The organism is Pseudomonas viridiflava (assembly GCF_001642795.1).
Taxonomy (GTDB): Bacteria; Pseudomonadota; Gammaproteobacteria; order Pseudomonadales; family Pseudomonadaceae; genus Aquipseudomonas; species Aquipseudomonas viridiflava.
On the sequence record NZ_LKEH01000048.1, the window covers coordinates 144,832 to 159,807 of the forward strand.

The window sequence follows — 14,976 nt, forward strand, 5'->3', positions numbered from 1 at the left end:
ATTTCAGCGTGTACACCTGGGCATGGAGCGTGACGAACGATCAGACGCCGCCTGTCTGCGATCACTCAGCGTTGTATGGCTATTCACCATCAATCGATAAACCTTTTCCGTCTCCTGCCGTTACAGATTCAGTCACTGTTCAATCCTGCTGAATGCATTGTTTTCAGGATGAAGGCACAATGCTACCAATTCGGGTGATTACTCGGATTCCGGCGAGGAGACAGCCTCTTTTGTTACGTCCATCTGCTGCGCGACTGAGTCATTTTCTGCCGTCACTGGCATTGTTGGTGGCGGGGCTGGCGGCTGCGTATGTCAAAGACCTGAACGTGTTCTTCGCCTCGCTGTTCAACGTGCTGCCGACTCTCGTGCTGCTGTTGGGCGGTGCCTACTGTGGTGTCTATCGGCGTCAGCGCGAGCTGTTTCTGATGATCACCGTGTACATCGCCTATTACCTGCTGGACACCCAGACCGACTATTACCGCGACTTCGGCAAGGTGCGCGAAGACGCTGCGGTGATCTTTCATCTGGTCTGCCTGCTGCTGCCTGTGCTCTACGGGCTTTATGCCGCGTGGGAAGAGCGCACGCATCTGTTTCAGGATCTGGTCGCACGGCTTGCGGTGCTGCTGGCCGTGGGCAGCGTCGCGCTGGGGCTCGAGCAGAGTTACCCGATGGCGTTGCAGACCTGGCTTGCCGACATTCGCTGGCCTGCACTGCACGGCGCGTGGATGAGCCTGATCCAGCTGTCGTATGCGATGTTTTTGATCTCGTTCGCCGTATTGCTCTGGCAGTACCTGGAAAAACCCAGGCCGTTGCACGCGGCGCAACTCGTCGGTCTGCTGGGTCTGTTCTGGGCGTTGCCCAAGACCTTCATTCTGCCGTTCACGCTGAATATTCTGTGCAGCCAGGTGATGCTGATGATCGCCGCGGCCGTTGCTCATGAGGCCTATCAGATGGCCTTCCGCGACGAACTGACCGGCTTGCCCGGACGTCGTGCGCTGAACGAACGCATGCAGCGTCTGGGGCGCAATTACGTACTGGCGATGAGCGATGTCGACCACTTCAAGAAATTCAACGACACCCACGGTCACGACGTCGGTGATCAGGTGCTGCGTCTGGTGGCCAGTAAGCTGTCGAAAATCACCAATGGCGGTGGCAAGGCATATCGCTATGGCGGTGAAGAGTTCGCCATCGTGTTTGCGGCCAAGAGCATCGACGAATGCCTGCCGCATCTGGAGGCGATTCGCGAGTCGATTGCCAGCTACGAAATCCAGCTGCGCAACAAGGACAGTCGGCCACAGGACGACCAGCAAGGTCGTCAACGCCGAGGTGGCGCGCACACCGGCACCGTGTCGGTCACTGTCAGCATCGGTGTGGCCGAGCGTCAGCCGGAACATCGCACGCCTGAAGAAGTGCTCAAGGCTGCCGACCAGGCGCTCTACGCCGCCAAGGGCGCCGGGCGCAATTGTGTGATTTCTCACCAGCAGCAGAGCCGGCGCGGAGCCGTGCGAACCACCGAAGCGGCGACCTGATAAAACGTTTCTGACCAGTGACCTGTTATGACCTAATGGTCACGACACGACCCTATGTGTCTGAAATGTTGTTCGGGTAGACTCGTGTCTATCGACGGCTGATCCGTGTTCCCGACCGCAACGAATCAGCATTTACAGGTCTCTCGCTCCGTTTTCACGAGGTTTGCCATGGCTGATTACAAAGCGCCGCTGCGCGATATGCGCTTCGTCCTCAATGAAGTGTTCGAGGTTTCCAAACGCTGGGCCCAATTGCCGGCGCTGGCTGAAACGGTCGATGCCGAGACAGTCGATGCCATTCTTGAAGAAGCAGGCAAGGTCACCAGCAAGACCATCGCGCCACTGAGCCGCAAGGGTGACGAGGAAGGCTGTCACTGGAAAGACACCGTCGTGACCACGCCAGCGGGTTTCCCTGAAGCCTATCGCACCTATGCCGAAGGCGGCTGGGTCGGCGTTGGTGGCAATCCTGATTTCGGCGGCATGGGCATGCCCAAGGTGGTCTCGGCTCAGGTCGAGGAGATGCTCAATTCCGCCAGTCTGGCATTCGGTCTGTACCCCATGCTGACGTCGGGTGCCTGCGTGTCGATCAACACCCATGCCACCGAAGAGTTGAAAGCCAAATTCCTGCCGAACATGTATTCGGGCGTCTGGTGCGGTTCGATGTGCCTGACCGAAGCCCACGCCGGTACTGACCTGGGCATCATCCGCACCAGGGCCGAGCCGCAGACCGACGGCGCCTACAAGATCACCGGCAGCAAGATTTTCATCACCGGCGGTGAGCATGACCTGACCGAGAACATCATTCATCTCGTTCTCGCCAAGCTGCCGGACGCACCAGCAGGCCCGAAAGGCATTTCGCTGTTTCTCGTGCCCAAGTTCATGGTCGGCGACGACGGCAGTGTCGGCGCGCGCAACACCGTGAGCTGTGGCTCCATCGAGCACAAGATGGGTATTCAGGCTTCGGCCACGTGCGTGATGAACTTCGATGACGCGGTCGGCTACCTGATCGGCGAGCCTAACAAGGGGCTGGCGGCGATGTTCACCATGATGAACTACGAACGTCTGGGTGTCGGCATTCAGGGGCTGGCGTCGGGCGTGCGCTCGTACCAGAACGCGGTTGAATACGCCCTCGACCGCCTGCAAAGCCGTGCGCCGACCGGTGCGCAGAACAAGGAAAAGGCCGCTGATCCGATCATCGTCCATCCTGACGTGCGGCGCATGCTGCTGACCATGAAGGCATTCAACGAAGGCGGCCGTGCGTTTTCCAGCTACGTCGCCCTGCAACTGGATATCGCCAAGTTCAGCGAAGACGACACGGATCGCAAGCGCGCCGATGACCTGGTTGCCCTGTTGACCCCGGTCGCCAAGGCATTTCTCAGCGATGTCGGCCTGGAGACCACCGTGCATGGCCAGCAGATATTCGGCGGTCATGGCTACATTCGTGAGTGGGGCCAGGAACAACTGGTTCGTGACGTGCGCATTACCCAGATTTATGAAGGCACCAATGGTATTCAGGCGCTGGACCTGGTCGGCCGCAAGATCGTCGGTTCCGGTGGCGCGTTCTACCAGTTGTTTTCGGATGAGGTGCGTGAGTTCATCGCCGCTTCGGACAGTTCGCTTGGCGAGTTCACCCGTCCTCTGGCATCAGCCTTGGACATGCTGGACGAGCTGACCAACTGGGTGCTGGACCGTTCGCGCAGCAACCCCAATGAGATCGGTGCGGCTTCTGTGGAGTATCTGCATCTGTTCGGTTACACAGCGTACGCCTACATGTGGGCGATGATGGCCAAGGCCGCCGTGGGCAAGGAAGCGCAGGAAGACTTCTATGCCAGCAAGCTGGGTACGGCGCGTTTCTACTTCGCCCGCCTGCTGCCGCGCATCCATTCGTTGAACGCATCGGTGCGTGCGGGTAGCGAGTCGTTGTTCCTGCTGGACGCCGAACAGTTTTGAAACAGTAGCAGCGTGTAAGCATTTGCTTACACGTCGTGCTGCCATTTGGCCTCTTCCTTTAATTCGGATCCAAAGTTACTCTAAATCCATGGACGTAGCGCAGGATGCGCAATCAAACATAACAGGGACACGTAGGGAAGCCTGCCAGGATGGTGGGACGAAAGGGATGTCAGGGAAACAGTCTGGAAAACCTCGCTTCGGCGGGGTTTTCTTTGTGCGCGTGTTTTATATCCCCCGCCCAGTGTCAAGGTTGATCGGTCCTGCTTGGTAACGCCGCCCAGGACGCTCCGCGTCTGCGCTTGAATGTGATGCAGAGCGTCACGAAATACGTGCCCACGCGCAGCGATGGTCACGATCAGTGTCAGGTTCTCTCGCCGTTCACCCAACGATTTATGCCGAAGAATGCTGGCGTCGTGCCAGAGCGGGTTGAACCCTCATCGATGCCCAGGGTCGATTAGCTGTATGGCCAATCAGAGCCAATCACTCAGGAGCTTTCCATGGACATCATTCGTATCATCTTCGCCATTCTGCTGCCCCCGGTGGGCGTGTTCATGCAAGTGGGTCTGGGCGGCGCTTTCTGGCTGAATATCCTGCTGACCCTGTTCGGCTACATCCCGGGCATCATCCACGCGATCTACATCATCGTTTCGCGTAAGTAAGCAGTCAGCGCTTAAAGGTGCTGCGGTTGATCGTTCCCGGCGCGGGAGCGATCATACGGCGGCGTCCAGAACATCCCGGTAAAAACGCCATTCCTTTTCCAGCGCATCTGCCAGGTTCGCCGCCTTGCGGAAGCCATGGTATTCGTCTGGATAAAAGTGTCCTTCGGCCTTGATGCCCTTGTCCTGCAATGCTTTGAGCATGTCGCGGGTTTGCGCCGGGACCACAACGGCATCCAGTTCGCCCTGAAAAAAGATCACCGGTACGCTGATGCGGTCAGCGTGCAACAGTGGTGTTCTCGCCTCGTAGCGCTCAATGTCTTCAACCGGGTCGCCAATGAGCCAGTCCAGGTAATCACCCTCGAACTTGTGAGTCGCCCGTGCCAGTGCAACCGGGTCGCTGACGCCATACAGACTTGCGCCCGCTCGAAAGACGTCCTGAAACGCCAGTGCGCACAGCGTGGTGTAGCCACCGGCGCTGCCGCCACGGATGAACGCCTGATTCGCGTCGATCAAGCCTCTGTCGGCCAGATGGGCAACGACTGCGCAGGCGTCCTTGACATCCGCCACGCCCCAGGTCAGGTGCAGGGCCTGGCGATACTCACGGCCATAGCCCGTGCTGCCTCGATAGTTGAGGTCGGCCACGGCGAAACCGCGATGGGTCCAGTATTGAATACGTGGGTCGAGCACCGGATAGCACGCCGAGGTCGGGCCGCCGTGAATGAACACTACCAGCGGCGACTTTTCTGCACCGGTCATGGCCGGGTAGAAGTATCCGTAAGCCTCGGCATCACCGCTCGGGTAGCACAGCGACTCGGGACGGCTGATTTGCTCGGGCGGCAGAGGCGACGTCCCTCCAGCCACAACCTGCACGCTTTTGTCGGCACGTGAAATGGCGAGCACCGCCGACGTGCTGATGGCCGACGCGGCGATGCAATAGAGGTATTCCTCATCCAGCGCCAGACTGCGAAAGCGGCTGTAACCGGCGCTGAAGTCAGTCACCGAACCCTCGGTGTCGCTCAAGCCCAGAATCCCCGAGCCGTCCTGCGACCAACAGGCGAGAAAACCATCGCTGAGCGGCAGCCATGTGCAACCGCCCAACTGCCAGGGTGCTGGCGAATGGTCCGCCGCCGCCGCTTTCAAGGGGACGAAGCCGGACGCGGACTCACTCCAGGGCTGCCAAAACCCGGCCCGGTCGGTCAGGCAATACAAACGGCCCTGCGCATCGAAGCGTGGCTGCTGCAAGGATTCCTCTGCGTCATCGCCCGCGATGCACAGCGTCTTACCCCAACTGCCGTCATCCTGCTTCGCTGCGCACATCAGCCGCGTAACCGTCCAGGGCTGATGCGGGCGCTGCCACTCGACCCAGGCCAGCCGCCTGCCATCAGCGCTGACGACTGGCGAGGCGTAGAAGTCCGCGCCTTCGGCCAGCAATCGACGCTGCCCGTCAGCCAGGTCGATGCTCACCAGCCGGTGGGTTTTATGGTCTTCTTCAACGGCGAGGATCTGGCCATTGGTATGGAATACACCGCCGTAGCGTTTATCGCCCTGAGTCAGCGACACCGGCGTGCTGCCATCCAGCGGCTGACGATACAGCTGCTGATCGCGCTCGTTGACGAACACCACCGCGTCATCGGCCAGACAGAACGATCCTCCGCCGTACTCATATACCCGGCTGCGCACGCTGAAGCCATCGGGCGTCAGGCAGCGGCTATCGCCTGCGTACCATTGCCATATGCGGCAGGCGCCGTCTTCAGGGCGGAATTCATTCCAGAACAGGCCTGCCGAACTGACATCCAGTTCGGCAAAGTCCACGCCTGCAGCGACGGCCTGGGCCGCGGAAAGCGGCTCAGGACGATTTGGCGATGAGTCGTGAGTTTCGTTCATTGCGGAAGGCCAGCTCTTCAATGGTTTGGGTGGCAGTCTCGGATTCGTCGCGAGCCTGCGCGATCATTCCGTGGTGCTGGGACTTGCTGCACACCGGATCGGCATTGGCGGCGTCGCCGGTCAGCATGAACGCCTGGCAGCGGCAGCCGCCGAAGTCCTTTTCCTTTTCGTCGCAGGACCGGCAGGGCTCGGGCATCCAGTCATAACCGCGGAAGCGGTTGAAGCCGAACGAGTCATACCAGATGTGCTGCATGCTGTGCTCGCGCACGTTGGGAAACTGGATAGGCATCTGACGTGCGCCGTGGCACGGCAGGGCGGTGCCGTCGGGTGTCACGGTCAGGAAGATGCTGCCCCAGCCGTTCATGCAGGCCTTGGGGCGTTCTTCGTAGTAATCGGGTGTGACGAAAATCAGTTTGCACGGATGATTTTCCGCTTCCAGCTGTTCACGGTATTGATTGGTGACGGCTTCGGCGCGCACCAGTTGATCCTTGGTCGGCAGCAGGCCGATGCGGTTCAGGTGCGCCCAGCCGTAGAACTGACAGGTCGCCAGCTCGACAAAATCCGCCTCAAGGGCCAGACAGAGTTCGATGATCTTGTCGATTTTGTCGATGTTATGCCGATGGGTCACGAAGTTCAGCACCATTGGGTAGCCATGCTTCTTCACGGCGCGGGCCATTTCCAGCTTCTGCGCGAAGGCTTTCTTCGAGCCGGCGAGCATGTTGTTCACCTGCTCGTCGCTGGCCTGAAAGCTGATCTGGATATGGTCCAGACCGGCTTCCTTGAACGCGATGATTTTCTCTTCGGTCAGGCCAATCCCTGAGGTGATCAGGTTCGTGTAGTAACCCAGCCGTCGCGCCTCGGCGATCAGTTCGGCCAGGTCCTGACGCACAAGCGGTTCTCCGCCGGAAAAGCCGATTTGTGCCGCACCCATCTGCCGGGCTTCCTGCATCACCTTGAACCACTGCTCGGTGGTCAGCTCCTGACCCTGTTTTGCGAAGTCGAGCGGGTTCGAGCAATACGGGCATTGCAGCGGGCAGCGGTAGGTCAGTTCGGCCAGCAACCACAGCGGCAGGCCGGTTTCCGGCCTGGGCGGTATCAGTGGGCTGGAGGTTGCGAGTGTCATGTCAGTCAAGAGTGATCCAGTGTTTTTCCTGGGCGACCTTCATGAAGTCATCGACGTCCATGCCCAGCTCGGGAACGTTGGGGAATTTGTGTTCCAGTTCTTGAATGATGGCAGCGACCGTTCGCTGCCCATCGATCAGCCCGCCAATCCAGCCGGCACTGTCATTGAGCTTGATCATGCCTTCGGGGTACAGCAGCACATTGCCGTTCTGGGCAGGCTCGAACTGGAAGCGGTAGCCTTGACGCCATTTGGGGACCTTGTTGCGAAATGCCAGGCGTTCCGGGTTCGAATTGTCTTTGTGAGTATGAACGTTCATAGCGCGATTCCCTTATGCCAGACCCTCTGGTCTGTGACGCTGTGATAGGGCGGGCGGTTCAATTCATACGCCATGGACATCGCATCAAGCATGCTCCACAGAATATCGAGCTTGAACTGCAGGATCTCCAGCATGCGCTGCTGGCCTTCATACGTAGTGTAGTGCTGCAGCGTGATTGCGAGACCGTGTTCCACATCGCGGCGTGCCTGGCCCAGGCGGGTGCGGAAATACTCGTACCCTGCGGGGTCGATCCAAGGATAGTGCTGGGGCCAGCTGTCCAGGCGCGACTGGTGAATCTGCGGTGCGAACAGCTCGGTCAGCGAGCTGCTGGCTGCTTCCTGCCAGTTGGCGCGGCGGGCGAAGTTCACGTAGGCATCGACGGCAAAACGCACGCCCGGCAGCACCAGTTCTTGCGAGCGCAACTGATCCGGGTCCAGGCCCACTGCCTGACCGAGTCGCAGCCAGGCTTCGATGCCGCCGTCTTCACCGGGGGCGCCATCATGATCGAGCAGGCGCTGAATCCACTCGCGGCGAATCTCGCGGTCCGGGCAGTTGGCCAGAATCGCGGCGTCCTTGAGCGGGATGTTCACCTGATAGTAGAAGCGGTTGGCGACCCATCCCTGAATCTGTTCGCGGGTCGCGCGGCCTTCGTACATCGCCACATGATAGGGATGGTAGATGTGGTAGTAAGCGCCCTTGGCCCGCAGGGCCTGCTCGAATTCGGCAGGGGACAGCGCAGTGGCTTCGCTCATGTCGGCTCCTAAAGCTCGATACTCATGCCATCGAAGGCAACTTCGACGTTGCGGCGGACCAGTTCGGCGCGCTCGGGAGAGTCTTCGTCGAGGATCGGGTTGGTGTTGTTGATGTGGATAAGCACCTTGCGCTGGGTCGGGAAACCTTCCAGCACTTCGAGCATGCCGCCGGGACCGTTCTGGGCCAGATGACCCATTTCCCGGCCGGTGCGAGTGCCCACGCCACGGCGCTGCATCTCGTCGTCGTCCCACATCGTGCCGTCGACCAGCAGGCAGTCGGCGTCGCGCATCTTCTCGGCCAGTGCTTCATCGACCTTGCCCAGGCCCGGTGCATAGAACAGCTTGCCGCCGGTGCGGGTGTCTTCCACCAGCAGACCGATGTTGTCGCCCGGGTGCGGATCGAAACGGTGCGGAGAGTAGGGCGGAGCGGCGCTGCGCAGCGGGAACGGCGTGAAGCGCAGGTTCGGGCAGGCCGGGATCACGAAACTGCCCTGCAGCTCGATGCGGTTCCAGTCCAAACCACCGTTCCAGTGCTTGAGCATTTCAAACAGTGGAAAGCCGGTGCTGAGATCTTCGTGAACCATGTCGGTACACCACACCTGATGCGGGCAGCCTTCGCGCAGGCTCAACAGGCCCGTGGTGTGGTCGATCTGGCTGTCCATCAACACGATGGCGCTGATCCCGGTGTCACGCAGCGCGCGGCCCGGTTGCATTGGTGCAAAGTGCTGCAGCTGGGCGCGAATATCCGGCGAAGCATTGCACAGCACCCAGTTCACGCCATCGTCGGACAGCGCGATGGACGATTGAGTACGCGCCTGCGCCCGCAGGCTGCCGTCGCGAAAGCCTGCGCAGTTGACGCAGTTGCAGTTCCACTGGGGAAAGCCACCACCGGCAGCGGAACCTAGAATCTGGATGTACATGTCAGCTCCCTACCACATGACCCGAAACAAAAACAAAAGCAGCCCGACAATAAAAAAAGCCCCGGCGAACCGAGGCTTTACAGCGCACTGGAATCAGCGGCTTGCGAAGTACATGGTGACTTCGAAACCGATGCGCAAATCAGTGTAAGCAGGTTTAGTCCACGACATGGGAAAGCTCCTTCAGATAATGCTGCGGTTGGTGACTACATCTTAGTGCACGGGTAACGCCATACGTTCAGATGCTTAGGGAGCTATCTTACTCAATTTAACAATCCCGGAGGGGCCAAATCTCTACGAAAGACCGTTACCGTTCAGGTAACGATCCTTGCAGGCTGGGGCTGGTGGGCGATTGGCGAGGATGAGCCAGCCTGTGCTGGCATCACTCAACTGACGTGCGGCCGCGTTTAACGAGTGTGTATCCAGATTTGACAGAGCGACACGCAAGCAATCCGTATGACTTTCGGCGTGCCCGGCGAGGTGTGCCTGCCAGCGCGCTTCGGCGGCCTGCTCGTGGGGCAGCGTCGACGGGTCCAGCTGCGCGCCCAACGCCTGGCGTTGTTCAGGCAGATCGGCGTTGGTTATCAGTTCAGGCAGGGCACTCAAGAAGTCCTCGATATGCGCGACAAGCTGATCGACATCGCACACCGGTGACTGAACACCGAACAGCAGTCCGGTTGTTCCGTCTATCTGCCGGATGCCGCTGAACACCGCGTAGCCCAGTTGCAGCTCGACCCGCAGCCGTTGGTAGAAGCGCGCTTGAAGCAGGTGAGCAAGCATCCGCCACGCAGCCTCATCCTCAGCCGATGCGCTGGGTGCCGGGCAGAACAGCACGACTGCGCTTTCCGAAGACGGCGACGCTTGCGTTTGCCAGCGCTTGTCTGGCTGATTCGCCTTGGGCGTTGGCAACTGTGCTTGCGGACTGCCTGGCGCGCTGGCCAGCGCTGCATTCACGCGAGTTTTGCAGCTGCCCGGCAGCTTTATGGCAAGGCTCGTCCAGTTTGACGCGGCCCAGACACACTGCAGATCGCCGGTCTCTGGTCCTGCCGGTGTGTGTAAAAAGTGATCAGGCAGTTTCTTTAGCAACTGGCGAATCGGGATCAGCGTCGGTTCACTTGCCGTTTGTCCGTAGCGGGCCAGCGTTTCAGGGGCTGGATGCGTCAATCGATGCAGACAGTGTTCGATAACGGCGGCAAACGGCTCAGGAAGTCCGACCAGTCCGAGTTGCCAGTACGTGCCGTAAGCACTGAACGTCAGGGTCACGCCGGCCTGTCGGGCGTCTTCAATCAGGTCTTTCAGGCTGTCATTTAGCAGTTGCCAGAGCGCGGGCTGCGGGTGCTGCAATGTCCAGCGCAAGTACACGGCCGCTTCGATGGCGACAGGCTGGGCGTCTGGAACCGGCAGCAGAAACGGATTGGGTGCAGGCAGGTGCCAGACAATGTGTTCAGGCGTCGAGTTATCCACAGCCGGAAGATTGATGAACGTGTCGCGACCGAGCTGGTTCAGTAATGTGCGCAACGCTTCGGCGCCTTGCTCGCTCAGCTCTGCCGGAAGATCGCGGCAATAGTGATGGGCCAACGCCAAGGCACCACTGACTTGCAACTGACGTTGCTGAACACGCCGGTATTCTTCTGTGAGCGAGGGCCAGTTCTGCCTGAAAAACGAAAGCCAATCGAACAAAAGACGCGCCGCCTCAACGGGCGTGAGCGTACTTGAGGCGCTTTTCTCAAACGCCACATCCAGCAGCAACTGCCCGCCGAACTGATACAACGGCGCGGTTTTCAGCGAATCGATCAGCCCCCGCTCAGTCAACGTCGCCACCAGACCGCCCGGCTTCGCAGCGTTCATCCAGTGGCAAAGGAATGCGACAGCCTCGTCAGCCTTCTCCGGCAAACCTTCGCAGGCGAATAACAGGTGCAGATGTCGGGAATCGGTGTCCGACACGGGCGCAACATTTTCAGCCAATGGCGGCGGAGCGTGCTGCTCGATGCGCTGGCCGCTGGCGAACAATGCGCCGTAGCGCGTTGCCAACGTTTCGAGTTCGGCCAGTGACTGGGGCCCGCTCAGGCACAGCGTCATCTGCCCGGCCTGATAAAAGCGCTGGTAGACGTCTTTCAACGCCTGCTGGAACGCTGGATTGGGCACCGACAGGCTGTAGCGATTGCCTGCATGAAAGCCGCGCAATGGATGCCGCGGATTTACCGACGCCAGCAGATGGTTCTGCTGGCGGGACTCGGCATCTCCTCGCCAGGCGATAAACTCGGCGTGCAGTACTTCGCGTTCACGCAATTGGTCCGAAACTGTCATGCGCGGATGAGCGAGCATGTCACACAGACGCTCCAGACCGTCGGCAAAAACAGCGGGCGGCAGTTCGAAGAAGAAGTCGGTGGTGCGTTCGCGGGTGCTGGCGTTGATCTGACCACCGTGGCGCTGCACGAAGGTCATCAGGTTCTGCTCCCTGGCGAAACGATCGGTGCCGAGAAAGAACAGGTGCTCCAGAAAATGCGCCAGCCCCGGCCATGCCTGCGGCACATCATGACTGCCTGCCGCGACCCGCAACGAAGCGGCGCAGCGCTTGAGCCGCGGCTCATGGCACAGCACCACGCTCAGGCCGTTGGCCAGGGTGATGCGTTCGATGGCAGACGTGTGCGAGGAGGGCATGGCGGGTCGCAAGGGCTGGGGAAACAGAGCGTCATGCTAGCGGATAATCAGGACGCTTCACGAGGTGCCGAGTGTGATTAACAGATCCGAACCTGATCGTTTCCATGCTCCGTGCTCATCGCATACACAAATCCGCCTCAACACTGATCGTGCCCATCGCTCCGTGGGCATGTATCCCGTGACGCTCCGCGTCACAAATGGCACAGCTTGCGGATTCAGTGAGCCGGGCGCATTACCTGTGTAACGACGAGCGCTGGAGCCTGGACGTGCAACCCACGACGCTCTGCGTCACATTCCAGAATGGACGCGGAGCGTCCTGAGAGGCGTTACCACGCAGGAGTGGGAACGATCAGGGTGATCTCACGCACGCCGATCATGCCCCTGCACCCAAGTCTTACTGCAACCACGGACTACTGTGGGAGGCGGCTTGCCGGCGATGCTTTTTCTGACGCGACCTATCAGGGACTGAACTGACGCCATCGCCGGCAAGCCGCCTCCCACGGGGTATGCATTCAGCTAGGTACTTTCGTTTCTGTCCTGTTTTGCGCGTCTTTAGGATTTGTGTATAACGACGAGCGCAGGCGTGGGAACGATTGGTGCGAGCTTAGCGCGATAAGTACAAATCCGGCCTGCGATCCTTGAAGTAGTCATTCACCACTCTGGCCTGCGTCAACTGCGCCCGGTCCAGATCGGCGATCAGCAACGCCTCATCCTGGCCCGCCAAAGCAGGACGGCTGCCGTCCGGTGCGCAGACGCTGCTCAGGCCGCAGTAGCGAATCTCGCCCTCGTTGCCGCAGTAATTGGCGTACACCACGTAACAATGATTTTCGAACGCTCGCGCCCGCACCGTCACGTCGCAGACGAAATCGAAGGGGGCCATGTTGGCGGTCGGCACCAGAATCAGCTCGGCACCGGCGTGCGCCAGGCGACGGGTGTTTTCGGGAAACTCCACGTCGTAGCAGATCAGCATCCCCAGTTGCCAGCCGTTCAGCTCGACCACCGGGCAAAGATCCTCTCCCGCGCTGAACATCGACTTGTCGAGATCGCTGAACAGGTGCGTCTTGCGGTAGTTGCTCAAACGGTCGCCCTGACTGTCGATCAACTGCACGGCGTTGTAGATCCGCTGTTCGGCGCTGCGCTCCGGATAGCCGTACAGAATCGCAATCCCGTACTGCCGGGCAATCTCTGCAATGCGCGTCGCGGCAGGTCCGTCCTGCGCTTGCGCCAGCTCGGCGCAGGCCTTGGCGCCGATGTTGTAGCCGGTCAGAAACATCTCCGGGCAGACCAGCACCTGCGCACCTTGCGCGTCCGCGGCCTGTGCCTGACGTTCCAGCCGAATCAGGTTGCCGCTGACGTCCCGTGGCAAGGGCTCGCATTGATACAGCGCGACACGCATGGGGATTTCCTTCTGTCAGTCGGCGAGTGCAATCGGGCCGATGTCATTGAACACGTCGCCGGGGCCGGGGTTTTCGGCGTGAGTCTTGCCGCCAAAGTGATTCATGATGCCCCACACCGCATTCAGCGACGTCTGTACCGCGCCTTCCACCCAGGCTGGCGTCCAGGACACGTCATCACCGGCGATGAACATGCCGCGCTGTTCGGCGGGCATGTCCTGCTGCATGAAGTGGGCGTACATGCGCTGGTTATAGCGGTAATGGCCGGGCAGCGCACCCTTGAACGCGCCGAGGAAGTGCGGATCGGCTTCCCACGAAACGGTGATCGGGTCGCCAATGATCCGTGCCGCAATATCGACTTTCGGGTAAATCTTCTTCAGGGCATCCAGTGCCAGCTTCACGCGTTTGTCGATGGGCTGCGGCAGCATTTTCAGCGCGTCGCTCATCCACGAATACGACAGGCAGATCACGCCCGGCTTGTCGTCGCCGTTGTCGAAGAGGTAGGTGCCACGGGTCAGACGATCGGTGAGGGTCATGCTCATCAGGTCGCGGCCGGTTTCCGGGTCTTTGTCTTTCCAGAACGGGCGGTCGACCATGACGAAGGTTTTCGACGACTGCATGTAACGCGTGCGGTCCAGCGCCATCCACATCTTTTGCGAGAACAGCGTTTCCTCGCATTCGATCTGAGTGGTCAGCAGCCAGCTCTGGCAAGTGGTCAGCACAGCGGCGTACTGACGGGTATCGCCCCAGTTGTCGGTCACGGTCAGGTTGCCGTCTTCGCTGCGGGCGATGCGTTTCACGCCGGGACGGGGAGCGCCGCGGTGCAGGGAGGACAGGCTGGTGCCTTTGGGCCAGTGCTCGCAGTGGTCGGGCACGTGACTCCACAGGCCGACCGGCACCTGCTGCACGCCGCCGACAATCAGGTGCTGGTGTTCATCGCAGTTGGTCATGACCACGCGAAAGATTTCCAGCATCGAGTTGGGGAAGTCCGAGTCCCAGCCGCCGGTGCCGAAACCGACCTGGCCGAACACTTCGCGGTGGTAGAACGAGAGTTTGGCGAACGCTTTGGACGTCGCGACGAAGTCATAGAACGTGCGGTCGTCCCACAGCGGGACGAGCTTGTTCCACAGCTCCTTGAGGCGCGGCACATCGCGGTCACGAATCGCCTGCTGAATGTCGGCAAACTGCGAGCCGCTTTCCAGCGCGTCGGCCCAGGCGTCGGCGACTTCCTGAAACAGCGCGGGCAAGTCCGACAGCATCTGTGCGTAATAGGTGGTGCCTTCCAGGTCGATGACCGTACTGCCCGAGGCCGCCGTCAGCGGGTTGGGGAAGGGTCTGGACTCAAGGCCCAGTTTGTCGACGTAATGAAAGAAGGCTGTTGATGACACCGGAAAGCGCATGCCACCCAGCTCGGCGACGATGCCCTTGGCGCCTTCGAACTCCTGCGAGCGCAGCCGTCCGCCCATCTTGGACGCTTCGTAGACCACCGGTTTCAGGCCCATCTTCATCAGCTCGTAAGCCGCTACCAGCCCGGCGATACCGGCACCGATGATCGCCACTTCCGCGCCATGCTGTTCCTTGGGGATGCTGCCCAGACCTTTCGGGTGCTCGATCCACTCATCGAAGGCAAACGGAAAATCGGGACCAAACATGGTGATCGGCTTCTTGCCGTTGGCGGGGTGACGGTTGTTTTTCATGACTGACCTTGGTGGGCAACGGCGAAAAACAACAGTCTAGATAAGCGCGCGCACGTTAATAAGACGCAAAGTGTCGTCGATATGATGTTTGTTTGTG

At 60.1% G+C, this 14,976-nt stretch carries 11 protein-coding genes and 1 pseudogene; 3 read left to right on the plus strand and 9 right to left on the minus strand.

The annotated features are described in order from the left end of the window. Positions 1 to 230: 230 nt before the first annotated feature. From AO065_RS25710 to AO065_RS25720, 3 genes are all read left to right on the plus strand, one after another. A complete protein-coding gene (locus tag AO065_RS25710; RefSeq protein WP_004880108.1) occupies positions 231 to 1,529 on the plus strand; it encodes a GGDEF domain-containing protein in 1,299 nt (432 codons plus the stop codon). Between the two features lie 168 nt (positions 1,530 to 1,697). After that, positions 1,698 to 3,476 carry an acyl-CoA dehydrogenase C-terminal domain-containing protein gene (locus AO065_RS25715; protein WP_004880106.1) on the plus strand — a complete coding sequence of 593 codons (1,779 nt, stop codon included), beginning with the start codon at positions 1,698 to 1,700 and terminating at the stop codon, positions 3,474 to 3,476. Between the two features lie 497 nt (positions 3,477 to 3,973). Beyond that, the gene (locus AO065_RS25720) at positions 3,974 to 4,135 is read left to right on the plus strand and encodes a YqaE/Pmp3 family membrane protein (protein ID WP_004880105.1); all 162 of its coding nucleotides are present in this window, start codon (positions 3,974 to 3,976) and stop codon (positions 4,133 to 4,135) included. Between the two features lie 51 nt (positions 4,136 to 4,186). Here AO065_RS25720 and AO065_RS25725 read toward each other — a convergent pair whose 3' ends face one another. The 9 genes and pseudogenes from AO065_RS25725 to AO065_RS25760 all read right to left on the minus strand — a co-directional run bounded on the left by AO065_RS25725 (position 4,187) and on the right by AO065_RS25760 (position 14,879). Next, positions 4,187 to 6,019 carry a S9 family peptidase gene (locus AO065_RS25725; protein ID WP_004880103.1) on the minus strand — a complete coding sequence of 611 codons (1,833 nt, stop codon included), beginning with the start codon at positions 6,017 to 6,019 and terminating at the stop codon, positions 4,187 to 4,189. Then, complete coding sequence (gene pqqE / locus AO065_RS25730) at positions 5,982 to 7,142, minus strand: pyrroloquinoline quinone biosynthesis protein PqqE (protein ID WP_412778706.1); 1,161 nt, start codon at positions 7,140 to 7,142, stop codon at positions 5,982 to 5,984. The genes AO065_RS25725 and pqqE overlap by 38 nt, the downstream gene beginning before the upstream one ends. Before the next feature lies 1 nt (position 7,143). Beyond that, positions 7,144 to 7,458 (minus strand): pyrroloquinoline quinone biosynthesis peptide chaperone PqqD, encoded by a 315-nt coding sequence (gene pqqD, locus AO065_RS25735; RefSeq protein ID WP_004880098.1) that lies wholly within the window; start codon positions 7,456 to 7,458, stop codon positions 7,144 to 7,146. Next, positions 7,455 to 8,210, minus strand: a complete 756-nt coding sequence (gene pqqC, locus AO065_RS25740) for a pyrroloquinoline-quinone synthase PqqC (RefSeq protein WP_004880097.1) — start codon at positions 8,208 to 8,210, stop codon at positions 7,455 to 7,457. The genes pqqD and pqqC overlap by 4 nt, the downstream gene beginning before the upstream one ends. A gap of 8 nt (positions 8,211 to 8,218) precedes the next feature. Further along, positions 8,219 to 9,130, minus strand: a complete 912-nt coding sequence (gene pqqB / locus AO065_RS25745) for a pyrroloquinoline quinone biosynthesis protein PqqB (RefSeq protein WP_004880094.1) — start codon at positions 9,128 to 9,130, stop codon at positions 8,219 to 8,221. Positions 9,131 to 9,223: 93 nt separating this feature from the next. Continuing rightward, the gene (gene pqqA / locus AO065_RS26885) at positions 9,224 to 9,298 is read right to left on the minus strand and encodes a pyrroloquinoline quinone precursor peptide PqqA (protein WP_003422658.1); all 75 of its coding nucleotides are present in this window, start codon (positions 9,296 to 9,298) and stop codon (positions 9,224 to 9,226) included. Between the two features lie 136 nt (positions 9,299 to 9,434). Next, a pseudogene (gene pqqF / locus AO065_RS25750) lies at positions 9,435 to 11,788 on the minus strand (pyrroloquinoline quinone biosynthesis protein PqqF). A 604-nt stretch (positions 11,789 to 12,392) separates the two neighbouring features. Continuing rightward, a complete protein-coding gene (locus AO065_RS25755; RefSeq protein ID WP_004880092.1) occupies positions 12,393 to 13,184 on the minus strand; it encodes a carbon-nitrogen hydrolase family protein in 792 nt (263 codons plus the stop codon). Positions 13,185 to 13,199: 15 nt separating this feature from the next. Next, the gene (locus AO065_RS25760; protein WP_004880091.1) at positions 13,200 to 14,879 is read right to left on the minus strand and encodes a flavin monoamine oxidase family protein; all 1,680 of its coding nucleotides are present in this window, start codon (positions 14,877 to 14,879) and stop codon (positions 13,200 to 13,202) included. Between the last annotated feature and the right edge of the window lie 97 nt (positions 14,880 to 14,976).

What these genes read in the sequence shown, in the direction of transcription:
- AO065_RS25715 (WP_004880106.1), top strand. Translation starts at nt 1,698, where the DNA reads ATGGCTGATTACAAAGCGCCGCTGCGCGATATGCGCTTCGTCCTCAAT.
- AO065_RS25720 (WP_004880105.1), top strand. Translation starts at nt 3,974, where the DNA reads ATGGACATCATTCGTATCATCTTCGCCATTCTGCTGCCCCCGGTGGGC.
- AO065_RS25725 (WP_004880103.1), bottom strand. Translation starts at nt 6,019, where the DNA reads ATGAACGAAACTCACGACTCATCGCCAAATCGTCCTGAGCCGCTTTCC.
- pqqE (WP_412778706.1), bottom strand. Translation starts at nt 7,142, where the DNA reads ATGACACTCGCAACCTCCAGCCCACTGATACCGCCCAGGCCGGAAACC.
- pqqD (WP_004880098.1), bottom strand. Translation starts at nt 7,458, where the DNA reads ATGAACGTTCATACTCACAAAGACAATTCGAACCCGGAACGCCTGGCA.
- pqqC (WP_004880097.1), bottom strand. Translation starts at nt 8,210, where the DNA reads ATGAGCGAAGCCACTGCGCTGTCCCCTGCCGAATTCGAGCAGGCCCTG.
- pqqB (WP_004880094.1), bottom strand. Translation starts at nt 9,130, where the DNA reads ATGTACATCCAGATTCTAGGTTCCGCTGCCGGTGGTGGCTTTCCCCAG.
- AO065_RS25755 (WP_004880092.1), bottom strand. Translation starts at nt 13,184, where the DNA reads ATGCGTGTCGCGCTGTATCAATGCGAGCCCTTGCCACGGGACGTCAGC.
- AO065_RS25760 (WP_004880091.1), bottom strand. Translation starts at nt 14,879, where the DNA reads ATGAAAAACAACCGTCACCCCGCCAACGGCAAGAAGCCGATCACCATG.